At 68.1% G+C, this 21633-nt stretch carries 21 protein-coding genes; 13 read left to right on the top strand and 8 right to left on the bottom strand.

Features of this window, described 5'->3' with window-relative positions:
• The first annotated feature begins 41 nt into the window (after positions 1–41).
• The gene (gene glcC / locus L3N39_RS04650; RefSeq protein ID WP_237256122.1) at positions 42–815 is read left to right on the top strand and encodes a transcriptional regulator GlcC; all 774 of its coding nucleotides are present in this window, start codon (positions 42–44) and stop codon (positions 813–815) included.
• A gap of 80 nt (positions 816–895) precedes the next feature.
• On the opposite strand, the gene L3N39_RS04645 is transcribed toward glcC, so the two are convergent.
• Complete coding sequence (locus L3N39_RS04645; protein WP_237256570.1) at positions 896–1825, bottom strand: sensor domain-containing diguanylate cyclase; 930 nt, start codon at positions 1823–1825, stop codon at positions 896–898.
• Positions 1826–1979: 154 nt separating this feature from the next.
• Between L3N39_RS04645 and L3N39_RS04640 the strand changes: the two genes are divergently transcribed.
• The 5 genes from L3N39_RS04640 (at position 1980) to L3N39_RS04620 (ending at position 7100) form a co-directional block, all read left to right on the top strand.
• Positions 1980–2519, top strand: coding sequence for a chorismate--pyruvate lyase family protein (locus L3N39_RS04640; RefSeq protein WP_431977998.1), 540 nt, complete (start codon positions 1980–1982; stop codon positions 2517–2519).
• A 46-nt stretch (positions 2520–2565) separates the two neighbouring features.
• Positions 2566–3456 (top strand): 4-hydroxybenzoate octaprenyltransferase, encoded by an 891-nt coding sequence (gene ubiA / locus L3N39_RS04635; protein WP_237256121.1) that lies wholly within the window; start codon positions 2566–2568, stop codon positions 3454–3456.
• 133 nt (positions 3457–3589) lie between these two features.
• Positions 3590–4279 (top strand): phosphate regulon transcriptional regulator PhoB, encoded by a 690-nt coding sequence (phoB, locus tag L3N39_RS04630; protein ID WP_237256120.1) that lies wholly within the window; start codon positions 3590–3592, stop codon positions 4277–4279.
• Positions 4280–4360: 81 nt separating this feature from the next.
• The gene (phoR, locus tag L3N39_RS04625) at positions 4361–5662 is read left to right on the top strand and encodes a phosphate regulon sensor histidine kinase PhoR (RefSeq protein ID WP_237256119.1); all 1302 of its coding nucleotides are present in this window, start codon (positions 4361–4363) and stop codon (positions 5660–5662) included.
• 97 nt (positions 5663–5759) lie between these two features.
• Positions 5760–7100, top strand: coding sequence for a hemolysin family protein (locus L3N39_RS04620; protein WP_237256118.1), 1341 nt, complete (start codon positions 5760–5762; stop codon positions 7098–7100).
• A gap of 42 nt (positions 7101–7142) precedes the next feature.
• Here the strand turns inward: L3N39_RS04620 and L3N39_RS04615 are convergent, their stop codons facing one another.
• A complete protein-coding gene (locus L3N39_RS04615; RefSeq protein WP_237256117.1) occupies positions 7143–8039 on the bottom strand; it encodes a peptidoglycan DD-metalloendopeptidase family protein in 897 nt (298 codons plus the stop codon).
• Between the two features lie 179 nt (positions 8040–8218).
• Positions 8219–9121 carry a response regulator gene (locus L3N39_RS04610; protein WP_237256116.1) on the bottom strand — a complete coding sequence of 301 codons (903 nt, stop codon included), beginning with the start codon at positions 9119–9121 and terminating at the stop codon, positions 8219–8221.
• Positions 9122–9263: 142 nt separating this feature from the next.
• On the opposite strand from L3N39_RS04610, the gene L3N39_RS04605 reads away from it, so the two are divergent.
• Positions 9264–10052, top strand: coding sequence for a universal stress protein (locus tag L3N39_RS04605; protein ID WP_237256115.1), 789 nt, complete (start codon positions 9264–9266; stop codon positions 10050–10052).
• A 15-nt stretch (positions 10053–10067) separates the two neighbouring features.
• On the opposite strand, the gene L3N39_RS04600 is transcribed toward L3N39_RS04605, so the two are convergent.
• Complete coding sequence (locus L3N39_RS04600; RefSeq protein ID WP_237256114.1) at positions 10068–10838, bottom strand: ParA family protein; 771 nt, start codon at positions 10836–10838, stop codon at positions 10068–10070.
• Between the two features lie 444 nt (positions 10839–11282).
• On the opposite strand from L3N39_RS04600, the gene L3N39_RS04595 reads away from it, so the two are divergent.
• From L3N39_RS04595 to L3N39_RS04575, 5 genes are read left to right on the top strand one after another with little or no spacing between them, the layout of a single operon-like run.
• Complete coding sequence (locus L3N39_RS04595) at positions 11283–12491, top strand: ABC transporter substrate-binding protein (protein WP_237256113.1); 1209 nt, start codon at positions 11283–11285, stop codon at positions 12489–12491.
• Positions 12488–13309: an ABC transporter ATP-binding protein gene (locus L3N39_RS04590; protein ID WP_237256112.1), complete on the top strand. Its 822-nt coding sequence runs from the start codon at positions 12488–12490 to the stop codon at positions 13307–13309. The genes L3N39_RS04595 and L3N39_RS04590 overlap by 4 nt, the downstream gene beginning before the upstream one ends.
• The gene (locus L3N39_RS04585) at positions 13302–14006 is read left to right on the top strand and encodes an ABC transporter ATP-binding protein (protein WP_237256111.1); all 705 of its coding nucleotides are present in this window, start codon (positions 13302–13304) and stop codon (positions 14004–14006) included. The genes L3N39_RS04590 and L3N39_RS04585 overlap by 8 nt, the downstream gene beginning before the upstream one ends.
• On the top strand, positions 14006–14893 hold the full coding sequence (locus L3N39_RS04580) for a branched-chain amino acid ABC transporter permease (protein ID WP_237256110.1): 888 nt from the start codon (positions 14006–14008) through the stop codon (positions 14891–14893). The genes L3N39_RS04585 and L3N39_RS04580 overlap by 1 nt, the downstream gene beginning before the upstream one ends.
• Positions 14893–15882: a branched-chain amino acid ABC transporter permease gene (locus L3N39_RS04575; protein WP_237256109.1), complete on the top strand. Its 990-nt coding sequence runs from the start codon at positions 14893–14895 to the stop codon at positions 15880–15882. The genes L3N39_RS04580 and L3N39_RS04575 overlap by 1 nt, the downstream gene beginning before the upstream one ends.
• A 39-nt stretch (positions 15883–15921) precedes the next feature.
• Here the strand turns inward: L3N39_RS04575 and L3N39_RS04570 are convergent, their stop codons facing one another.
• The 3 genes from L3N39_RS04570 to L3N39_RS04560 all read right to left on the bottom strand — a co-directional run bounded on the left by L3N39_RS04570 (position 15922) and on the right by L3N39_RS04560 (position 18459).
• Positions 15922–16716: a thymidylate synthase gene (locus L3N39_RS04570; RefSeq protein WP_237256108.1), complete on the bottom strand. Its 795-nt coding sequence runs from the start codon at positions 16714–16716 to the stop codon at positions 15922–15924.
• Between the two features lie 147 nt (positions 16717–16863).
• Complete coding sequence (gene lgt, locus L3N39_RS04565; RefSeq protein WP_237256107.1) at positions 16864–17664, bottom strand: prolipoprotein diacylglyceryl transferase; 801 nt, start codon at positions 17662–17664, stop codon at positions 16864–16866.
• A 12-nt stretch (positions 17665–17676) separates the two neighbouring features.
• Positions 17677–18459 (bottom strand): sulfite exporter TauE/SafE family protein, encoded by a 783-nt coding sequence (locus L3N39_RS04560; protein WP_237256106.1) that lies wholly within the window; start codon positions 18457–18459, stop codon positions 17677–17679.
• Between the two features lie 134 nt (positions 18460–18593).
• Here L3N39_RS04560 and L3N39_RS04555 point away from each other — a divergent pair, with 134 nt between their 5' ends.
• Entirely contained in the window at positions 18594–19355 is a 762-nt protein-coding gene (locus tag L3N39_RS04555) for an NRDE family protein (RefSeq protein ID WP_237256105.1), read from the top strand.
• Here L3N39_RS04555 and ptsP read toward each other — a convergent pair.
• Entirely contained in the window at positions 19352–21625 is a 2274-nt protein-coding gene (gene ptsP, locus L3N39_RS04550; protein ID WP_237256565.1) for a phosphoenolpyruvate--protein phosphotransferase, read from the bottom strand. The genes L3N39_RS04555 and ptsP overlap by 4 nt on opposite strands.
• Positions 21626–21633: the final 8 nt, after the last annotated feature.

Raw genomic sequence — 21633 nt, 5'->3', positions numbered from 1 at the left:
ACTTTCCGGCAACTGGTCCTACCAGCTTGGGAGAACCCTGCATGCTGAGCGAAAAACACAATGACCGTCGTCAAGTTGCCGATGTGGTGGCCGAGCGCATCGAGCGGCTGATCGTCGACGGCGTGCTCAAGGTCGGCCAGGCGCTGCCCTCGGAGCGGCGCCTGTGCGAGAAGCTCGGCATCTCGCGTTCGGCCCTGCGCGAGGGCCTGCGGGTGCTGCGCGGGCGCGGCATCATCGAGACGGCGCAGGGTCGCGGCTCGTTCGTCGCGCAGCTGTCGGACAGCCACGACGCCAGCCCGCTGATGCACCTGTTCAACTCGCAGCCGCGCACGCTCTACGACCTGCTCGAGGTGCGCGCCCTGCTGGAAGGCGAGTCGGCGCGGCTGGCGGCGCTGCGCGGCACCGAGGCGGACTTCGTCCTGTTGCGCCGGCGCTACGAGGAGATGCTCGCCGCGCATGCCGAGGGCGAGGGCGCCGACCCGCGCGAGCACGCCCGCCTCGACCATGCCTTCCACCTGGCCATCTGCGAGGCCTCGCACAACCCGGTGCTGGTGCACACCCTGCGCTCGCTGACCGACCTGATGCTCAGCACCGTGTTCGCCTCGGTGAACAACCTCTACCACCGCCCGGCGCCCAAGCGGCAGATCGACCGCCAGCACTCGCGGCTCTACCACGCGGTGACCGAGCGCCTGCCCGAGCAGGCCCAGCGCGCGGCGCGCGACCACATCCACAGCATCCGCGACAATCTCAAGGAGATCGAGCAGGAGGAGCAGCGCCTGGTGCGGGCGACCATGCGGCTGGAGGGTTGGGCATAAAAACCGGAGGCTGGACGAACGCAGGGTGGCTGTCGATTCTTACACCCAAACCGGCCCCCCTCGAAAGCTCACCCTCAGGGCTAAGCGAGTACCGCCTGGTCGCGGCCCTGATGCTTGGCCTTGTAGAGCAGGCTATCCACCCTTTCGAGAAAGGCCTCGGGCTGGTCGAACGGGCCTGGTACGAGAGTACCGACGCCCAGACTGATCGTCAGCAGCGGTGCGACCTGGGAGTGGGCGTGCTGGATATTTTGTCCGCGAATCAGCTGGCGACAGCGCTCGGCAACCTGGGCCGCAGCCTGCGCATCGGTCTCTGGAAGCAACAGGACGAACTCTTCACCGCCATAACGGGCCAGCAGGTCACGCGGGCGCACGGCGGCACCGCTCAGGGCCTGGCCAACGCTTTTCAGGCAATCCTCGCCGCGCACATGGCCATAGTGGTCGTTGTACTGCTTGAAATAGTCGATATCCAGCAGGATCAGGGAAAGCGGCAGGCTGTTGCGCTGGGCATTGCTCCACTCCATCTGCAAGCGGTTGTCGAACATGCGCCGGTTGGCCACGCCGGTAAGGCCGTCCTGATAGGAAAGTTCTTCCAGCTGCTTCTGCAGCTGCAACAGCTTTTGCTCGGTCTGCTTGCGCTCGCTGATGTCGAACATGAAGCCAACCAGCGCTTCGACCTCGCCCGCGGCATTGCGCAGCACATGCACCACATCGCGAATCCACACATAACGACCGTCGCGGGTCAGCGCGCGATAGTCGGCCTCGTGGTCGAGGCCTGACTGGGACTGCGCCACACAGAAATTCACCACCCACTCGCGGTCTTCCGGGTGCATGCGCTCTGCCCAGTCATTGGCGCTCAGCCAACTGCCCTGCGGCCAGCCCAGCAGGGTTTCGATCTGCGGGCCGATATAGGCAAACGTCATGGTGGCCCAGTCGATCTTCCAGGGAATGGCCTTGGTCGATTCCAGTAAGGTCTTGTACACCGCACTATCGTTCATCATCGAGCCGTTCATCATCGAGTCGTGCAGGTGCATGGCGGACATTCCGGGCGGGGAATGCGCAGGGTTGTAACCAACATCGACAAGCTGCGCAACCGCCGGAGCCATCGCGCTGGCCGGCTTTCTTGTTAGACTCCCCGCCTTCTCGGAACCGCACCCTCTATCGCCTGTGCCTGAACTCCACACCTGGCTGACCGCCAACCAACTGCCGACGCCGCTCGACCCGCTGCAGCATGACTGGCTCTACGTCGACAAAGGCTCGCTCACCCGACGCCTCACCGAGCTGGCAGGCGGTGCGTTCAGCGTCACGCCGCTCGCCGAGGGCTGGCAGCTGCTGCGTGACGACGAATGCAGTGCGCTGGGCGTGGCCGGGGGCAGCCAGGGCTGGGTGCGCGAAGTCTACCTGTGCGGGCACGGGCGGCCCTGGGTGTTCGCCCGCAGCGTCGCCGCGCGCGCCGCGCTGGAGCGTTCCGACATGGACCTACAGGGCCTGGGCAGCCGCTCGCTCGGCGAACTGCTGTTCAGCGATCCGGCATTCACCCGCGGCACGCTGCAAGCCTGCCGCTACCCGGCGGCCTGGCTGCCGCCGGAGCATCGCCACCCCGACCTGTGGGCGCGCCGCTCGCGCTTCAGCCGCGAGCACCTCGGCGTGCTGGTAGCCGAGGTATTCCTGCCCGAACTCTGGCAAGCCGCCGGCATCGCACCGTGAGCCGCGCTGCCGCGTCTGATTCGTCATCTTCCGCACGGAGCCGCCGATGTATCTGAAACTCCTGCAATCGTGCAATCGCCTTCACCCGCGCGCCTGGGACTTCATCCAGCTGATGCGCTGGGACCGGCCGATCGGCATCTACCTGCTGCTGTGGCCGACGCTGACCGCGCTGTGGATCGCCGGCGAAGGCCAGCCGGGCATCGCCAACCTGGTGATCTTCACGCTCGGCGTGTTCCTCATGCGTTCGGCCGGCTGCGTGATCAACGATTTTGCCGACCGCAACTTCGACGGCCACGTGCAGCGCACCCGCGAGCGTCCGATGGCCACCGGCCGCGTCAAGCCGCGCGAGGGCTGGCTGCTGTTCGCCGTGCTGGTGGCGCTGAGCTTCGGCCTGGTACTGCTGACCAACGCCACCACCGTGTGGCTGTCGTTCGGCGCGCTGGCGGTCGCCTCGCTCTACCCATTCATGAAGCGCTACACCTACTACCCGCAGGTGGTGCTCGGCGCGGCCTATTCCTGGGGCATCCTGATGTGCTTCACCGCCGAGCGCGGCAGCCTGCCGCCCGAGGCCTGGCTGCTGTTCGTCGCCAACGTGGTGTGGACGGTGGCCTACGACACCTACTACGCCATGGCCGACCGCGAGGACGACCTGAAGATCGGCATCAAGTCCACCGCGATCCTGTTCGGCGATGCCGACCGCGTGGTGATCCTCACCCTGCAGTGCCTGGCGCTGTTCTGCCTGCTGCTGGCCGGCGCGCGCTTCGAGCTGGGCCTGTGGTTCCACGCCGGGCTGCTGGTCGCCCTCGGCCTGTACCTCTGGGAGTTCCGCCAGACCCGCACGCGCGAGCGCCTGGCCTGCTTCCACGCCTTCCTGCACAACCACTGGGCCGGGCTCTCCGTGCTGCTCGGCTGCATGCTCGACTACGCGGTCCGCTGAGCCGCCGCCAGGGCCCCAGCGCGGCAGCCTGGCGGGTGCGGCGCAGGGCTCTAACGGGGTTCGCCAAGCTGTCACATCGCTGCAACAATTGCGTTATCTAATGCCGGGCGACAAGAACGACCGAGGCTTGACCATGAACGGCAAGAGCATACTGATCGTCGACGACGAAGCGCCGATCCGCGAGATGATCGTCGTCGCCCTGGAAATGGCCGGCTATGACTGCCTGGAGGCGGAGAACACCCAGCAGGCCCATGCCCTGATCGTCGACCGCCAGCCCGACCTGATCCTGCTCGACTGGATGCTCCCGGGCACCTCCGGCATCGAGCTGGCGCGCCGGCTCAAGCGCGACGAGCTGACCGCCGACACGCCGATCATCATGCTCACCGCCAAGGACGAGGAAGACAACAAGATCCAGGGCCTGGAAGTCGGCGCCGACGACTACATCACCAAGCCCTTCTCGCCGCGCGAGCTGGTGGCCCGCCTGAAGGCCGTTCTGCGCCGCACCGCGCCGGCCGACAGCGAGACGCCGATCGAGATCGGCGGCCTGCTGCTCGACCCGGTCAGCCATCGCGTGACCATCGACGGCAAGCCGGCCGAGATGGGCCCCACCGAATACCGCCTGCTGCAGTTCTTCATGACCCACCAGGAACGCGCCTACACCCGCGGCCAGCTGCTCGACCAGGTCTGGGGCGGCAACGTCTACGTCGAGGAGCGCACCGTCGACGTGCACATCCGCCGCCTGCGCAAGGCGCTCGGCGAAGCCTACGAGAACCTGGTGCAGACCGTGCGCGGGACAGGCTATCGTTTCTCGACGAAAAGCTGACCCGCCGGTGGAGCACAAGGATGTAACGCCCTGCGGGCGCCACCATTGCGGCGCATCTGCGACTGATCGGGAGCTCGCTGATTGAATCAGGACTGGCAAGGCGCGCTGGTGCGCAAGCTGCTGCTTCTCTTGGGTATCTGCCTGCTGGCGGGCCTGGTGACCGGCGAATACGGCTGGGCGCTGGCGCTCGGCGCGCTCGGCTACCTGGCCTGGACGCTCTACCAGGTACTGCGCCTGCAGCGCTGGCTCAAGAGCAGCGAGCCGGACAGCCCGCCGCCCGACGCGGTCGGCCTGTGGGGTGACGTGTTCGACAGCCTCTACCAGATGCAACGCCGCGACCTGCGCCTGCGCGGCCAGCTGCAGGCGGTGATCGACCGCGTGCAGGGCTCGACCGCTGCGCTCAAGGACGCGGTGATCATGCTCGACAGCGACGGCAACCTGGAATGGTGGAACCCCGCCGCCGACCACCTGCTCGGCCTGAAGAAACGCCAGGACAGCGGCCACCCCATCGGCAACCTGGTACGCCATCCGGCATTCAAGGACTACTTCGCGAAGGGCCGCTACGAGGAGCCGCTGGAGCTGCCCTCGCCGGTCAACGACCGCATCCGCCTGCAGTTCAACATCACCCGCTACGGCAACAGCGAGCATCTGCTGCTGGTGCGCGACGTCACCCGGCTGCACCAGCTCGAGCAGATGCGCAAGGACTTCGTCGCCAACGTCAGCCACGAGCTGCGTACGCCGCTGACGGTGATCTCCGGCTACCTGGAGACGCTGCTGGAGAACACCGAGCAGGTCAACCCGCGCTGGCTGCGCGCGCTGCAGCAGATGAACCAGCAGGCCGGGCGCATGCAGCACCTGCTCAACGACCTGCTGCTGCTGGCCAAGCTGGAGGCCACCAACCCGCCCAGCGGCAGCCACCCGGTGGAAGTCGGCGCACTGCTGCAGAGCATCCGCAACGACGCCCAGGCGCTGTCCGGCGAGCGTGGACACCGCATCAGCCTCGACGCCGAGGCCGGGCTGCGGCTCAAGGGCAGCGATGCGGAGCTGCGCAGCGCCTTCTCCAACCTGGTGTTCAACGCGGTGAAGTACACCCCCGACGGCGGCGAGATCCGCATCCGCTGGTGGCGCAACGAATACGGCGCGCACCTGAGCGTCGAGGACAACGGCATCGGCATCGAGCCCAAGCACCTGCCGCGCCTGACCGAGCGCTTCTACCGGGTCGACTCCAGCCGCGCCAGCAGCACCGGCGGCACGGGCCTGGGGCTGGCCATCGTCAAGCACGTGCTGCTGCGCCACCATGGCCGCCTGGATATCAGCAGCACACCGGGCAAAGGCAGCGTGTTCACCTGCCATTTCCAGCCCGAGCAGCTGGTCGGCGACTGAGCCGAAGGCCGGATTCCGGCCGGCGGCTGCCCCGGGCGCTTGAAATGCCGCCGGCCAGCCTCCATTCTCGATCGCTCACCCATCACGCAAAGCACCCATGGACCCCTCCCCCGGCTACACCGCTCCCTCGTACTTCGCCGATCTCGGCCTGATTTTCTTCGCCCTGTTCCTGGTCCTGCTCAACGGCTTCTTCGTCGCCGCCGAGTTCGCCATGGTCAAGCTGCGCTCGACCAAGGTCGAGGCCATCGCCGATGCCCACGGCTGGCGCGGGCGCATCCTGCGCAAGGTGCACAACCAGCTCGACGCCTACCTGTCGGCCTGCCAGCTGGGCATCACCCTGGCCTCGCTGGGCCTGGGCTGGGTCGGCGAACCGGCCTTCGCGCACCTGCTCGAACCGCTGCTGGCGGCCATCGGCATCGACACCCCGGCGCTGGTGCACGGCATCGCCTTCTTCACCGCCTTCTTCATCATTTCCTACCTGCACATCGTGGTCGGCGAGCTGGCGCCCAAGTCCTGGGCGATCCGCAAGCCGGAGCTGCTGTCGCTGTGGACGGCCGCGCCGCTGTACCTGTTCTACTGGCTGATGTACCCGGCGATCTACCTGCTCAACGCCAGCGCCAACGCCATCCTGCGCATCGCCGGCCAGGGCGAGCCGGGGCCGCATCACGAGCACCACTACACCCGTGACGAGCTCAAGCTGATCCTGCATTCCAACCGCGCCATGGACCCGAGCAACCGGCACATCCAGGTGCTCGCCTCGGCGGTGGAGATGAGCGAGCTGGAAGTGGTCGACTGGGCCAACTCGCGCGAGGACCTGGTGCAGCTGGAGCACGACGCCTCGCTGGCCGAAATCCTCGACGTGGTGCGCCGGCACAAATACAGCCGCTACCCGGTGTACGAGCGCGAGTCGGGCGAGTACGTCGGCCTGCTGCACATCAAGGATCTGCTGCTGGCGCTGGCCGGCGACGAGCACCTGGCCGAGCACTTCGTCCTCGACGGCCTGCTGCGGCCGCTCGAGCGCGTCTCCAAGCACATGCCGCTCAACGCGCTGCTCGAGCAGTTCCGCCAGGGCGGCGCGCACTTCGTGCTGGTCGAGGAAGGCGACCACAAGGTGATCGGCTTCCTGACCATGGAGGACGTGCTCGAAGTGCTGGTCGGCGACATCCAGGACGAGCACCGCAAGGCCGAGCGCGGCGTGCTCGCCTACCAGCCCGGCAAGCTGCTGGTGCGCGGCGACACGCCGCTGTTCAAGGTCGAGCGCCTGCTCGGCGTCGACCTGGACCACATCGAGGCCGAGACCCTCGCCGGGCTGGTCTACGAGAGCCTCAAGCGCGTCCCCGAGGAGAACGAGGAACTGCGCGTCGAGGGCCTGCAGATCGTCATCAAGAAGATGCGCGGGCCGAAGATCGTGCTGGCCAAGGTGCTCAAGCTGGCGTGAGGCTGGCAGGCCGGGCCGCGCCGGGCGTGCAGCTCGCCGCTGCTATTCGCCGCCGACGGCGAAGTTCGGCAGGCTGTTGACCGGTTGGGCGAAGACGAAGGGAATCGATTCCACCGCCAGGCCGACGTTGCGCTGCACCACGAAGTGCAGGTGCGGGCCGGTGCTGTTGCCGGTGTTGCCCGAGCGCGCCAGCGCCTCGCCGGTCGCCACCCGCTGCCCTTCGCGCACCGTCACCGAGCCCTTCATCAGGTGCAGGTAGACGCCCATGGTGCCGTCGTCGTGCAGCACACGGACGAAGTTGCCGGCCGGATTGTTGCCGCGCCCGCTCTGCTCGTTCTCGATTTTCACCACCATGCCACCGCGCGCCGCGATGATCGGCGTGCCCTCGGGCATGGCGATATCCACCGCGTAGCGGCCCTTGGCGGTGAAGTGGCTGTACTGGCCGTTGGCGCCCTGGGTCTGGCGGAACGGGCCACCGCGCCAGGGCAGCGGATACTTGTAGGGCTTGGGCAGCAGGCGCGGGTCGCCCAGCGCATGGCGCAGGCGCGGGGTATAGCGCAGCGGCTGGCCGGGGTCGCGCGGGGCCAGGGTCGCCAGGCGGATCTGACTGCGCGGCGGCAGCACCCAGCGGATCGGCTTGTCCGGCGCGCCCACGGCGTTGCTGACGTCCTTCAGGCTCAGCTCGATATCCACCGGGGCGAACAGGTCGTTGCGCACCACCAGGGTCTCGCCGGCGGCATGCCGGCGGGTTTCCAGCTTCACCTGGTTGTCGAGCTTCTCGACCATGCGGTCGCGGAACACGAACACCCGCGCGCCCGGTGCGGCCTGGTCGCTGTAGGTCACCACGCCGTTGGCATCGGTGTACTTGTAGATGGTCAGGGCCGTGGCCGGCATCACCGCCAGCGACAGCCCGAGCAGCAGAAGGATTCGCCCCAGCATGACAGATGATTCTGATGGTTATCGGTAGGTTGGCGGCCAGAGCCTAACAGCGCCCACCGGCAGCGGCGAGCGCCCGGCAGCGACGCTGTGAAGCCTATCAAGCACCAGCCGGCAGCGGGCGACCGGCGGCCGCTTGGCGCTCGCCGGCCACGCGAGGCCGGCCGACTGCCCGGCGCGCATCAGGCCCCCGGCACGAAATGCCGCTGCGCGGTGCCGCGGGCGATCAGCCGCGACAGGTAGTCGAGCTTCTGCGGGTCGCGGTCGACGAAGCGGAACGACAGCTGCAGCCACTCGCTGTCGGGCCTGGGCTCCAGCGCGGCGACCGCATGCAGGTAGCCGTTGAGCCGGGCAGTCTCCGCGCCCTCGCCCTGCTCGAGGTCGAGCACCGCGCTTTCCAGCACCTGCGGCAGCAGCTCGCCGCGGCGCACCACCAGCGCCGCCTCCTTCAGGCTCAGCGCCTTGATCACGCAGGGCAGCGTGCCGGCGGCCAGGCGCAACTGGCCCTGGCCGCGCCCGCCACTGGCCGCTGACGGCCTGGCCGCAGCCGGCGCCTGGGCGGCCGCTGGGGCGGGCTGCGGCGCTTGCGCAGCCGCCGGGCGAACCACCTCCGCCCTGCCGCCGGTCAGTGCCGCCAGCGAGTCGTTGGCCACGCCGGTGGCGAGCATTCGCGTCGGCGCGCCCGCCGCCAGGGCATCGAGCTTGCCGGCCCGGCCGAGCGCCTTGCGTACCTTGGTCGCCAGCTGCTCGTTGGAAAAGGGCTTGCCGATGTAGTCCGAGACGCCGGCCTGGATGGCCTGCACGACGTTCTCCTTGTCGCCGCGGCTGGTGACCATGATGAAGGGCACGGTCTTCAGCGCCTCCTGCGCACGGCACCAGGCCAGCAGCTCCAGCCCGGACATCTCCGGCATTTCCCAGTCGCAGAGGATCAGGTCGAAGCGCTCGCGGCCCAGCAGCTGCTGCGCCTTGCGCCCATTCACCGCCTCCTCGACGGCGATGCCGGGGAACTGGCCGCGCAGGCCCTTCTTGATCAGGTCGCGGATGAACGGCGCGTCATCCACCACCAACACGTTGACTTTGCTCATCGATTCCCCCTTCCCGGTAGCCGCCAGCATATCGGCCAGCGACGCGCAGACTGTAGCGCCATGGCCGGCAGCGCATGGCGACGCAGACAGCCGGCGCCCTGGCGCGGCATACTCGCCGCTTTGAGCGCCAGCCGAGGCCCGCATGGTTCAGCACATTCTCGTCGCCCACGATCTCAGCGCCGAAGCCGACCTGGCGCTGCGCCGCGCCGCCCAGCTGGCGCAGCAGTGCCAGGCCCGCCTGAGCCTGGTGCACGTGCGGCAGCAGGCCGGCGACGAGCAGGCCGCGGGCGCTCCGCTGCAGGCACGCCTCGAAGCCCTGGGCCTGGCCGATTCGCGCCTCTGGCTGCGCCAGGGCCCGACGGTGGAGACGCTGCTGGGCCTGGCCGACGGCCTCGAGGCCGACCTGCTGGTGCTCGGCCGGCATCATCGCCAGTCCCCCGCCGGGTTCGCCGGCACCACGCTGGAGCAGCTGCTGCTGGCCGCGCGCATCCCGCTGCTGCTGGTGGTGCATCCGGCGGTCGAGCCCTACCGGCGGGCGCTGGCGGCGCTGGATTTCTCGCCTTGCGCCAGCCGTGCGCTGCAGGCGGCCTGGCGGCTGCTGGCGACCGATGGACGGCTGCTGGCGCTGAACGTCGAGGAGATGGCCGAGGTGCATGGCGCCGACCCGGCCGCACAAGCGCTGCAAGCCGAGCTGTTCGGCCAGTTGATTGCGGACCTCCGCGCCGAGCTGCCGGGCGACCAGGCCCGGCTGGACCTGGGCCTGCGCCAGGGCGAGCGACTGAATTGCCTGGAGGCGGCCATCGCCGAGCTGCAGCCGCAGCTGCTGGCGCTCGGCAGCCACAGCCGCAGCGAATTGAGCCATGCGTTGCTCGGCAGCCTGACCCGCTACTTCTTCGACCACCCGCCCTGCGACGTGCTGGTCGCCCGCTGAGCCGCGGCGCGCCCGTCAGCGCGCCTCCAGCAGGTCGTGCAGCTCGACGAACTGGCGGCTCAGCTTGTGCCGCGCATCCAGGTGCACCAGCGGCAGGCAGGCCTGGTGCGATTCGCGCATCTTCACCGAACTCATCAGGTGCACCGGCAGCACCGGCAGGCCGTCGGCGAGCAGCTGCTCGATCATCTGCTGCGGGAGCACCGCGCGCGGCTGGAACTGGTTGACCACGATGCCCTCGACCTTCAGCGCCGGGTTGTGATCCTCGCGCACCTCCTCGATCTCGGCCATCAGGCCGTACAGCGCCTGGCGCGAGAAGGCGTCGCAGTCGAAGGGAATCAGGCAGCGCTCGGCGGCGATCAGCGCCGAGACGGTGTAGAAGTTCAGCGCCGGCGGCGTGTCCAGGTAGATCCGCTCGTAGTCCTCGGCCAGCGCGTCGAGCAATTTGCGCAGCTTGTTGATCTTGTGCTTGGCCTCCAGCTTGGGCTGCAGGTCGGCCAGCTCGGGGCTGGCGGTGACCAGGTCGAGGTTGGCGAACGGCGTCGCGCTGATCGGCGGCCGCGCCTTGCGCGCACTGGTGCCGCCGTCGAGCACCTGGCGGAAATAGTCGGCGATGCCCAGCGGAATGTCGTCGCCGAGCAGGCCGCTCAGGTAATGGCTGGAATTGGCCTGGGCATCGAGGTCGATCACCAGCGTGCGATAGCCCTGCGCCGCGCTGATCGCCGCCAGGTTGCAGGCGATGCTGGACTTGCCGACGCCGCCCTTCTGATTGAACACCACCCTGCGCATCGCTGATCTCCTTCGAACCGGTCGCTGGAGTCTATACGGCATCGCTGCCGTGCAGGCCGCCAAATCGGACAGCACGGCGCAGGTAGCGAAAGTTTCATGCGCCGTCGGTTGCGCACCGGCAAAGCCCTGCTACGGTTAGTCCTACTAATAACAATAAATAACAAAGGGACAGCCAATGCCCCACCGACAGCCTCGACATCGCTTTTCCCGGCTGCGTGCCGAGCATGCCGGCAACCCGCCCAGCGCCCATCCCGCCGCCCGGGGTCCGCACATTCCTTCTTTCCCGATCCTGCCCACAAGCGACGCCACAGCGGCCTCATCCAGGCAATGCCGTGGCCGCCCGGCCCGTAGGCAGATCGCCCCGCCTTCCCAGCCAGCCGCCTGGTGCGCGGCGTCTCGGCTCGAGACGCCCTGTCAGCGGTAAACACGCGCAAGGAGACACGCATGAAGCTCACCGCAATCGCAGCGGCAGTCCTGACGGCCGCCATGGCCGTGCCGGCCTCGGCCGCCGAGTTTTCCGACGGCAAGGTCAAGATCGGCATCCTCAACGACCAGTCCGGCGTGTATGCCGACTTCGGCGGCAAGTGGTCGTACGAAGCGGCGAAGATGGCCGCCGAGGACTTCGGCGGCAAGGTCAGGGGCGTGCCGATCGAGATCGTCACCGCCGACCACCAGAACAAGCCGGACATCGCCTCCAACATTTCCCGCCAGTGGTACGACCGCGAACAGGTGGACGCGATCATGGAGCTGACCACCTCCTCGGTGGCGCTGGCGGTGCAGGGCATCTCCAAGAGCAAGAAGAAGATCAACCTGGTCACCGGCGCCGCGACCACCGAGCTGACCGGCAAGCAGTGCTCGCCCTACGGCTTCCACTGGGCCTACGACACCCACGCCCTGGCGGTCGGCACCGGCGGTGCGCTGGTGTCCCAGGGTGGCGACAGCTGGTACTTCCTGACCGCCGACTACGCCTTCGGCTATTCGCTGGAGGAGCAGACCGCCAAGTTCGTCAAGTCCAAGGGCGGCGAGGTCAAGGGCTCGGTCCGCCATCCGCTGTCGACCACCGACTACTCGTCCTTCCTGCTGCAGGCACAGTCCTCCGGGGCCAAGGTGATCGGCCTGGCCAACGCCGGCCTGGACACCGCCAACAGCATCAAGCAGGCCGCCGAGTTCGGCATCGTCGCCGGAGGCCAGCGCCTGGCCGCGTTGCTGTTCACGCTTTCCGAGGTGCACGGCCTGGGCCTCGACGCCGCCCAGGGCCTGACCCTGACCGAGAGCTTCTACTGGGATCGCGACGACCAGTCGCGCGAGTTCGCCGAGCGCTTCTTCAAGCGCACCGGGCGGATGCCGAACATGGTCCACGCCGGCACCTACTCCGGCGTCATGCAGTACCTCAAGGCGATCGAACAGGTCGGCAGCGATGCCACCGAGCCGGTGGCCAAGGCCATGCACGAGATGCCGGTGGACGACGTCTTCGCGCGCAACGCCAAGGTCGGCGCCAACGGCCGCCTGATCAGCGACGTTTACCTGATGGAGGTGAAGAAGCCCGAGGAAAGCAAGCGCGAGTGGGACTACTACAAGGTGCTGGCCACCGTGCCGGGCGACGAGGCCTACATCAAGCCGGCCGAAAGCGGCTGCGAGCTGGTCGGGCAATGAGCATGGCCGCCGCCAGCCCCGGGCTGTCCGGGAGCGCCAGCGCTCCCGGCGCCGGCCCCGACGCGAGCAAGCCCGTGGTGCTCTCGGCGCGCGGTCTGCGCCGGGAGTTCGGCGGCTTCGTCGCGGTGAACAACGTCGATCTGGACGTGCGCCACGCGCAGGTGCACGCCCTGATCGGTCCCAACGGTGCCGGCAAGACCACGGTGTTCAACCTGCTGACCAAGTTCCTGCAGCCCACCGCCGGCACCATCCACCTGCTCGACCATGACATCACCCGCACCGACCCGGCGAAGGTCGCGCGCATGGGCCTGGTGCGCTCGTTCCAGATCTCCGCGGTGTTCCCGCACCTCTCGGTGCTGGACAACGTACGCGTCGCCCTGCAGCGTCCCAACGGCCTGGCCACCCAGTGCTGGCTGCCGATGCGCTCGCTCAACCGGCTCAACGAGCGCGCCATGCAACTGCTCGAGACGGTGGGCCTGGCGGACAAGCGCAACGAGCCGGCCGCCGACCTGTCCTACGGCCGCAAGCGGGTGCTGGAGCTGGCGACCACGCTGGCGCTGGAGCCCAAGGTGCTGCTGCTCGACGAACCCCTGGCCGGCATGGGCCACGAGGACGTGCACACGGTCGCCGAGATCATCCGCGAGGTGGCCACCCAGCGCGCCGTGCTGATGGTCGAGCACAACCTCAAGGTGGTGGCCGACCTCTGCCACCAGGTCACGGTGCTGCAACGCGGCGAAATCCTCACCTCCGGCGACTACCGCACGGTCAGCCAGGACGAGCGCGTCCGGGTGGCCTACATGGGGACCGAACATGACTGAAGCGTTGCTCTCGGTACGCAATCTCAACGCCTGGTACGGCGAGAGCCATGCCCTGCACGGCATCGACCTGGACGTGCACCAAGGCGAGACGGTGACGCTGCTCGGGCGCAACGGCGTGGGCAAGACCACCGCGCTGCGCTCGATCGTCGGCATCATCCGCAAGCGCAGCGGCGACATCCGCTTCAACGGCAAGGACATGATGCGCGTGCCCCTGCACCGTACTGCGCGCCACGGCATCGGCTACGTGCCGGAGGAGCGCGGCATCTTCTCCACCCTGAGCGTCGAGGAAAACCTCACGCTGCCGCCGGTGATCGCCAAGGATGGCATGAGCCTGGCCGAGATCTACGAGCTGTTCCCCAACCTCGAGGAGCGGCGCAAGAGCCCGGGCACCAAGCTTTCCGGCGGTGAACAGCAGATGCTGGCCATGGCGCGCATCCTGCGTACCGGCGCGCGCCTGCTGCTGCTCGACGAACCCACCGAAGGCCTGGCGCCGGTGATCGTCCAGCGCATCGGCGAAGTGCTGCAGACGCTCAAGCAGCGCGGCATGACCATCCTCCTGGTGGAGCAGAACTTCCGCTTCGCCAGCAAGGTTGCCGACCGGTTCTATGTGGTCGACCACGGCAAGGTCATCGACAACTTCCGCGTCGACGAACTGCCCGGTCGCATGTCGATGCTCAACGAGGCACTGGGGGTCTGATGACGACGATTTTCGATGTACCCGTGCAGGCGTTTCTCGGCCAATTGCTGATCGGCCTGATCAACGGCTCGTTCTACGCCATGCTGAGCCTGGGCCTGGCGATCATCTTCGGCATGCTGAAGATCATCAACTTCGCCCACGGCGCGCAGTTCATGGTCGGCGCCTTCGCCGGCTACCTGCTGTTGAAGGGCATCGGCGTCGGCTACTGGCCGGCGCTGATCCTCGCCCCGCTGGTGGTCGGCCTGGCCAGCGCGGCGATCGAGCGCATCGCGCTGTCGCGGCTGTACAACCTCGACCACCTCTACAGCCTGCTGTTCACCTTCGGCCTGGCGCTGACCCTGGAAGGCGCCTTCCGCTACTTCTTCGGCGCCTCCGGGCAACCCTACGCGGTGCCCAAGGAGCTGGCCGGCGGCTACAACCTGGGTTTCATGTTCCTGCCCAAATACCGCGCCTGGGTGGTGCTGGCCTCGCTGGTGATCTGCATCGCCAGCTGGCTGCTGATCGAGAAGACCAAGCTGGGCGCCTACCTGCGCGCCTCCACCGAGAATCCGACGCTGGTGCGCACCTTCGGCATCAACGTGCCGCTGCTCCTGACCTTCACCTATGGCATGGGCGCCGCGCTGGCCGGGCTGGCCGGCATGCTCGCCGCGCCGATCTACCAGGTCAGCCCGCTGATGGGCTCGAACCTGATCATCGTGGTGTTCGCCGTGGTGGTGGTCGGCGGCATGGGTTCGATCCTCGGCGCGATCATCACCGGCTACATGCTCGGCATACTCGAGGGGCTGACCAAGGTGTTCTATCCCGAGGCCTCGAACATCGTGATCTTCGTGATCATGGCGATCATCCTGCTGGTGCGCCCGGCAGGCCTGATGGGGAGGGACGCCTGATGAACAGCCAAGCCCGTATCGCCAGCTCGACCCGGCGCCCGCTGCTGCGCCTGGAAACCATCCTGCTCGGCATCGGCGTGCTCGCCCTGGTGCTGGCGCCGTTCTACTTCTATCCGATCTTCCTGATGAAGGTGCTGTGCTTCGCGCTGTTCGCCTGCGCCTTCAACCTGCTGCTCGGCTACACCGGCATCCTGTCCTTCGGGCATGCGGCGTTCTTCGGCGGCTCCGCCTATTTCACCGCCCACGCGGTGAAGGAATGGGGCTTTTCGCCGGAGCTGGGCATCCTCGTCGGGGTCGCCGGGGCGTCCCTGCTCGGCCTGGTGATCGGCTTCCTGGCGATCCGCCGGCAGGGCATCTACTCGACGATGATCACCCTGGCGCTGTCGCAGATGTTCTTCTTCTTCTGCCTGCAGGCGCCGTTCACCCACGGCGAGGACGGCATCCAGAACATCCCGCGCGGCCACCTGTTCGGCTTCATCGACCTGGAACAGCCGCTGTACATGTACTTCTTCGTGCTCACCGCGTTCCTCGCCGGCATGTTCGTCATCTGGCGGGTGATCCATTCGCCGTACGGCATGATCCTGCGCTCGATCCGCGAGAACGAGAACCGCGCGATCTCGCTGGGCTATTCGGTGGCGCGCTACAAGCTCGGCGCCTTCGTCATGTCCGCCGCGCTGGCGGGGCTGGCCGGCGGCTTGAAGGCACTGGTGTTCCAGTTCGCCACGCTGACCGACGTCAGCTGGCAGATGTCCGGCGAGGTGGTGCTGATGACCCTGCTCGGCGGCATCGGCACGCTGGTCGGCCCGGTGTTCGGCGCCGCCCTGGTGACCGGCCTGGGCAACTACTTCGCCACCTCGGAACTGCCGGTGACGCTGGTAACCGGGATCATCTTCATGATCTGCGTGCTGGTGTTCCGCCGCGGCATGATCGGCGAGCTGTACGCCTCCCGCCTGGGGCGCCGGCTAAGCCGGCGCGACGACGAGGACTGAACCGGGCCGGCGCCCGCCTCGCGCGGGCGCCAGGGCCGGTCAGACGGCCACCGGTGCCTTGATGTGCGGGTGGCTCTGGTAGCCGAGCAGTTCGAAATCCTCGAAACGGAAGGCGAACAGGTCGCGCACCTCGGGGTTGAGCTTCATCGTCGGCAGCGGCAGCGGCTCGCGCGTGAGCTGCAGGTCGGCCTGCTCCAGGTGGTTGGCGTAGAGATGGCAGTCGCCGCCGCTCCAGATGAACTCGCCGGGCTCAAGGTCGCAGACCTGGGCGATCATCAGGGTCAGCAGCGCATAGCTGGCGATGTTGAACGGCACGCCGAGGAAGATGTCGGCCGAGCGCTGGTACAGCTGGCAGCTCAGCTTGCCGTCGGCGACATAGAACTGGAACAGCGCATGGCACGGCGGCAGCGCCATCTGGTCGACCAGTGCCGGATTCCAGGCCGAGACGATCAGCCGGCGCGAGTCGGGGTTCTTGCGGATCATCTCGAGCAGCTTGGCGATCTGGTCGATGGACTCGCCATTGGGCGCCGGCCAGCTGCGCCACTGGTAGCCATACACCGGGCCGAGGTCGCCGTTCTCGTCGGCCCACTCGTCCCAGATCGACACGCCGTTTTCCTTGAGGTAGCCGATGTTGGTATCGCCCTGCAGGAACCACAGCAGCTCGTGGATGATCGAGCGCAGGTGGCACTTCTTGGTAGTCACCAGCGGGAAGCCTTCGCCCAGGTCGAAGCGCATCTGGTAGCCGAACACGCTGTAGGTGCCGGTGCCGGTGCGGTCGCTCTTGAAGGTGCCGTGCTCGCGCACGTGGCGCATCAGGTCGAGGTACTGTTTCATTGCGGGTTCGCGGCTCGGAAGGGGCTGAAATGGTAAGGGTCGCCTCGGCGGCACTCAAGGCTGGCCGCCAGGCGGTTGATGGTGCGCGCGGCGCACCCTACGGGCGTCTCGACAGCGTCGGGTGCGCCACAGGCCCGTATCCCACGCTCAGGCGATCGCCCTCGGCGGGTTATGCCGGTAGGCCCAGGCCATCAGCCCGGCACCGCCGAGGATCATCGGCACGCAAAGCACCTGGCCCATGGTCAGCCAGCCGAAGGCCAGGTAGCCGAGCTGCGGATCGGGCACGCGGACGAACTCGACGATGAAGCGGAAAATGCCGTAGCAGATGGCGAACAGCCCGGACACCGCCATGGTCGGCCGCGGCTTGCGCGAGTAGAACCAGAGGATGACGAACAGCGCCACGCCCTCCAGGGCGAACTGGTAGAGCTGCGACGGATGCCGCGCCAGCTGCTGCGGATCGGTGGGGAAGACCATCGCCCAGGGCACGTCGGTCGCCTTGCCCCACAGCTCGGCGTTGATGAAGTTGCCGATGCGCCCGGCACCCAGGCCGATCGGCACCAGCGGCGCGATGAAGTCCATCAGCTCGAAGAAGCCCTTGCCGTTGCGCCGGGCGAAGATCCAGCTGCACAGCAGCACGCCGATCAGGCCGCCATGGAAGGACATGCCGCCCTTCCAGATCTGCAGGATCAGGCTCGGATCGGCGAGGTAGGCCGGCAGGTCGTAGAACAGCACGTAGCCCAGGCGCCCGCCGACGATCACCCCCATCGCCACCCAGAACACCAGGTCGGAGAGCTTGTCCTTCGGCCATTCCGGGGCGAAGCGCTTGACCCGGCCGGACGCCAGCCACCAGGCACCGCCGATGCCGATCAGGTACATCAGGCCGTACCAGTGGATCTTCAGCGGGCCGAGGGCGAGCGCCACGGGGTCGATCTGCGGATAGGGCAGCATCGAAAATCTCCTTCAGAGCAAGAATTGGGTGCCAACGCTGAGCAGTAGCAGGGCGAACAGGCGCCGGAGCACCCGGGCCGACAGCCGATGCGCCAGCCGCGCGCCCAGGCGCGCGAAGAACATGCTGGTCAGGGCGATGCCGAGCATCGCCGGCAGGTAGACGAAGCCCAGGCTCCACGCCGGCAGCCCGGGCTCGCCCCAGCCGACGACCATGAAGCTCAGCGCCCCGGCAATGGCGATCGGCAGGCCGCAGGCGGCGGAGGTCGCCACGGCCTGCTGCATCGGCACGCTGCGCCAGCTGAGGAAGGGCACCGTCAGCGAGCCGCCGCCGATGCCGAAGATCGCCGAGGCCCAGCCGATCACCGCGCCGGCGATCGTCAGCCCCGGCTTGCCGGGGACGCTACCGGCCGCCTTCGGGCGCAGGTCGAAGCCCATCTGGATCGCCATCAGGATGGCGAACACGCCGATCACCTTCTGCAGCACCGGTCCCTGCAGCGCCGCGGCGGTCAGGCTGCCCAGCGCGGCGCCGGCGAGGATGCCGAGGGTCATCCAGCCCACCAGCGGCCAGCGCACGGCGCCGCGCTGGTGATGCGCCAGCACCGAGTTGATCGAGGTGAAGACGATGGTCGCCAGCGAGGTGCCTACCGCCAGGTGGGTCAGGATCTGCGGCGCCACGCCCTGGGCGCTGAAGCTGAACACCAGCACCGGGACGATCACCAGCCCGCCGCCGACGCCGAACAGCCCGGCCAGCACGCCGGCCAGGGCACCGAGCGCCAGGTAAAGCACAAACTCCATCGCTGCATCCCGTCAGGCGAACAAGGTCGGAAATGGTAGCGGAAAAGCCCGCCCGCCGCCGAATCGCGGTTGCCGAAGCGCCGGCCGGACGGCACTCTGCGTCTTCGCCCACCGATCGACGGAGACTGCAGCCCATGTGCCTGATCGTCCTTGCCTGGCGCCCCGGGCACGCGCTGCCGCTAGTGGTGGCCGCCAATCGCGACGAATTCCACGAGCGCCCCAGCCAGCCGCTCGGACGCTGGGCCGATGCGCCACAGGTCTTGGCCGGGCGCGACCTGCTGGCCGGCGGCACCTGGATGGGCATCACCCCCGCCGGGCGCTTCGCCGCGCTGACCAACATCCGCGCCGACGGCCAGCCGCTGGGCCGGCGCAGCCGCGGCAAGCTGGTCGAGGACTTCCTGCGCGGCGACGACTCGCCCGAGGGCTATCTCGGCGAGCTGGCCGGGCAGCTGCAGGACTACACCGGCTTCAACCTGCTGGTCGGCGATGGGCAGGCACTCTGGTACCTGAACTCGCAACAGGGCGCACCGCAGCGCCTGGAGAGCGGTGTCTACGGTCTCTCGAACGCCGGGCTGAACACCCCCTGGCCGAAGCTGGAGCGCGCCCTGGCGGCCTTCCGCGCCAGCCTCGCCCGGCCGACGCCCGAGGCGCTGCTCGAGCTGCTGGGCGACCGCCGGCAGGCCAGTGACGACAGGCTGCCGGCCACCGGCGTACCGCTGGAATGGGAGCGGCTGCTGTCGAGTGTGTTCATCGCCAGCCGCGAATATGGCACCCGTTCGAGCACCGCCCTGCTGCGCCAGGCCGACGGCCAGCTGCTGATGGTCGAACGCAGTTTCACGCCCGAGGGGGCGCACCGGGAGGTGCGGCTGTGCCTGCCGGCGCAGGCGGTGGGCTAGACCGCGGCGGAGGGATTGAGCAGGCGGTTGAGACCGAGGTTGCGCAGCGTCAGCTGCACGGTGGCGTTGATCACCTGCGGGCTGTCGAGCACCATCACCCGGGCCAGCAGGTCCCTGGCGGTCTGCATGCTGATCTGGCGCAGCAGCCACTTCACCTTCGGCAAGTTGGTGGCGTTCATCGACAGGCTGTCGAAACCCATCGCCAGGAGCAGGATCGCCGCCGCCGGGTCGCCGGCCATCTCGCCGCAGATGCTCACCGGCTTGCCTTCCTCGTGGGCCTCCCTGACCACCCGCTGCAGCGCCTCGAGCACGGCCGGGTGCAGGTAGTCGTAGAGGTCGGCGACCCGCGGGTTGTTGCGATCGACCGCCAGCAGGTACTGGGTCAGGTCGTTGGAGCCGACCGAGATGAAGTCGGCCATGCGCGCCATCTCGCGGGTCAGGTAGACCGCCGCGGGCACCTCGATCATCACGCCCACCGGCGGCATCTCGATGTCCAGCCCCTCGTCGCGCACCTCGCCCCAGGCACGGTGGATCAGGTGCAGCGCCTCCTCCAGCTCGCGGATGCCGGAGATCATCGGCAGCAGGATGCGCAGGTTGTTCAGCCCGGCGCTGGCCTTGAGCATGGCGCGGGTCTGCAGCAGGAAGATCTCGGGATGGTCGAGGGTGACGCGGATGCCGCGCCAGCCGAGGAAGGGGTTCTCTTCCTTGATCGGGAAGTACGGCAGGCACTTGTCGCCACCGATGTCCAGGCTGCGCATCGTCACCGGCAGCGGGTGGAAGGCCTCCAGCTGCTCGCGGTAGATGGCCATCTGCTCCTTCTCGCTGGGGAAGCGCTCCTTGATCATGAAGGGCACTTCGGTGCGATACAGGCCGACGCCCTCGGCGCCGCGCTCCTGCGCGCGGACCACGTCGGCCAGCAGGCCGGTGTTGACCCACAGCGGCACGCGGTGGCCGTCGGTGGTCTCGCAGGGCAGCTCGCGCAGCACGTCGAGCCCCTCGGAGAGCTGGCGTTCCTGCTCGGCGAGCACCTCGTACTGCTCGCGCAGCACCTTGCCGGGGTTGGTGATGATCTCGCCGCGGTAGCCATCGACGATCAGCTCGATGCCGTCGAGCTTCGAATAGGGCAGGTCGACCGCACCCATCACCGTCGGGATGCCCATGGCGCGGGCCAGGATCGCCACGTGCGAGTTGCTCGAGCCAAGCACCGAGACCATGCCGGCGAGCTTGCCTTCGGGCACCTCGCCGAGCATCGCCGGCGACAGTTCCTCGCTGACCAGGATGGTCTTGTCCGGGTAGGTAAGGGTTTGCTGGTGGGCTTCCTGCAAATAGGAAAGCAGGCGCCGGCCGATGTCCTTGACGTCCGAGGCGCGCTCGCGCAGGTAGGCGTCGTCCATCAGCTCGAAGCGCCGCACGTGCTCGGTGACCACCTGGCGCAGCGCACCCTGGGCCCACTGGCCGGTGCGGATGACCTTGGTCACCTCGCCGCCGAGGGCCGAATCGTCGAGCATCATCAGGTAGACGTCGAACAGCGCGCGCTCTTCCTTGCGCATCTGGCTGGCGAGCTTCTCGGACAGCGCGCGCATGTCGGCGCGCACCGCCTCCAGCGCGTTGTGGAACAGCGCCAGCTCGGCCTCGAAGTCCTCGACCTGCTTGTCCGGCACGACATCGAGGTCGGCCGGTGGCAGCACCACCACGGCGGTGCCCACCGCCGCGCCCGGCGCACCGGGAATGCCACCGAAGCGTGCCTCCTGGATGCCCTTGCCCTGGCGCCCGAGGCCGCGGATCGAGCCGGTCGCCTCGGCATGGGCGATGACCCCGGCCAGCTGCGCGCTCATGGTGACGAGGAAGGCTTCCTCGCCCTCGTCGAACTGGCGGCGTTCCTTCTGCTGGATGACCAGCACGCCCATCACCCGCCGATGGTGGATGATCGGCGCACCGAGGAAGGAGGCGTAGCGTTCCTCGCCGGTCTCGGCGAAGTAGCGGTAGCGCGGGTGTTCGGAGGCATGCTCGAGGTTGAGCGGCTCCTCGCGGGTGCCGACCAGGCCGACCAGGCCCTCGCTGGGCGCCATGCTGACCTTGCCGATGGCGCGCTTGTTGAGGCCCTCGGTGGCCATCAGCACGAAGCGCTCGGTCTCCGGGTCGAGCAGGTAGACCGAGCAGACCTGGCTGCCCATGGCCTCCTTGACCCGCAGCACGATGATCCCCAAGGCCGCCTTGAGGTCCTTGGCGGCGTTGACTTCCTGGACGATCTTGCGCAGCGTGCCGAGCATGCTCAAAG

It is taken from the genome of Pseudomonas oligotrophica (assembly GCF_021726475.1).
Taxonomy (GTDB): domain Bacteria; phylum Pseudomonadota; class Gammaproteobacteria; order Pseudomonadales; family Pseudomonadaceae; genus Stutzerimonas; species Stutzerimonas oligotrophica.
Note: the sequence above shows the minus strand (reverse complement) of the source record. Positions and strands in the feature narration are given on the sequence as shown.

Bases quoted from the DNA above. Each gene is read 5' to 3' on its own strand.
- L3N39_RS04615 (WP_237256117.1), bottom strand. From the start codon at position 8,039: ATGCTGGGGCGAATCCTTCTGCTGCTCGGGCTGTCGCTGGCGGTGATG.
- L3N39_RS04570 (WP_237256108.1), bottom strand. From the start codon at position 16,716: ATGAAACAGTACCTCGACCTGATGCGCCACGTGCGCGAGCACGGCACC.
- L3N39_RS04600 (WP_237256114.1), bottom strand. From the start codon at position 10,838: ATGCGCAGGGTGGTGTTCAATCAGAAGGGCGGCGTCGGCAAGTCCAGC.
- ubiA (WP_237256121.1), top strand. From the start codon at position 2,566: ATGTATCTGAAACTCCTGCAATCGTGCAATCGCCTTCACCCGCGCGCC.
- L3N39_RS04610 (WP_237256116.1), bottom strand. From the start codon at position 9,121: ATGAGCAAAGTCAACGTGTTGGTGGTGGATGACGCGCCGTTCATCCGC.
- lgt (WP_237256107.1), bottom strand. From the start codon at position 17,664: ATGCTGCCCTATCCGCAGATCGACCCCGTGGCGCTCGCCCTCGGCCCG.
- glcC (WP_237256122.1), top strand. From the start codon at position 42: ATGCTGAGCGAAAAACACAATGACCGTCGTCAAGTTGCCGATGTGGTG.
- L3N39_RS04575 (WP_237256109.1), top strand. From the start codon at position 14,893: ATGAACAGCCAAGCCCGTATCGCCAGCTCGACCCGGCGCCCGCTGCTG.
- L3N39_RS04555 (WP_237256105.1), top strand. From the start codon at position 18,594: ATGTGCCTGATCGTCCTTGCCTGGCGCCCCGGGCACGCGCTGCCGCTA.
- L3N39_RS04585 (WP_237256111.1), top strand. From the start codon at position 13,302: ATGACTGAAGCGTTGCTCTCGGTACGCAATCTCAACGCCTGGTACGGC.
- L3N39_RS04560 (WP_237256106.1), bottom strand. From the start codon at position 18,459: ATGGAGTTTGTGCTTTACCTGGCGCTCGGTGCCCTGGCCGGCGTGCTG.
- L3N39_RS04590 (WP_237256112.1), top strand. From the start codon at position 12,488: ATGAGCATGGCCGCCGCCAGCCCCGGGCTGTCCGGGAGCGCCAGCGCT.
- L3N39_RS04645 (WP_237256570.1), bottom strand. From the start codon at position 1,825: ATGAACGGCTCGATGATGAACGATAGTGCGGTGTACAAGACCTTACTG.
- L3N39_RS04595 (WP_237256113.1), top strand. From the start codon at position 11,283: ATGAAGCTCACCGCAATCGCAGCGGCAGTCCTGACGGCCGCCATGGCC.
- ptsP (WP_237256565.1), bottom strand. From the start codon at position 21,625: ATGCTCGGCACGCTGCGCAAGATCGTCCAGGAAGTCAACGCCGCCAAG.
- phoB (WP_237256120.1), top strand. From the start codon at position 3,590: ATGAACGGCAAGAGCATACTGATCGTCGACGACGAAGCGCCGATCCGC.
- L3N39_RS04580 (WP_237256110.1), top strand. From the start codon at position 14,006: ATGACGACGATTTTCGATGTACCCGTGCAGGCGTTTCTCGGCCAATTG.
- L3N39_RS04605 (WP_237256115.1), top strand. From the start codon at position 9,264: ATGGTTCAGCACATTCTCGTCGCCCACGATCTCAGCGCCGAAGCCGAC.
- L3N39_RS04620 (WP_237256118.1), top strand. From the start codon at position 5,760: ATGGACCCCTCCCCCGGCTACACCGCTCCCTCGTACTTCGCCGATCTC.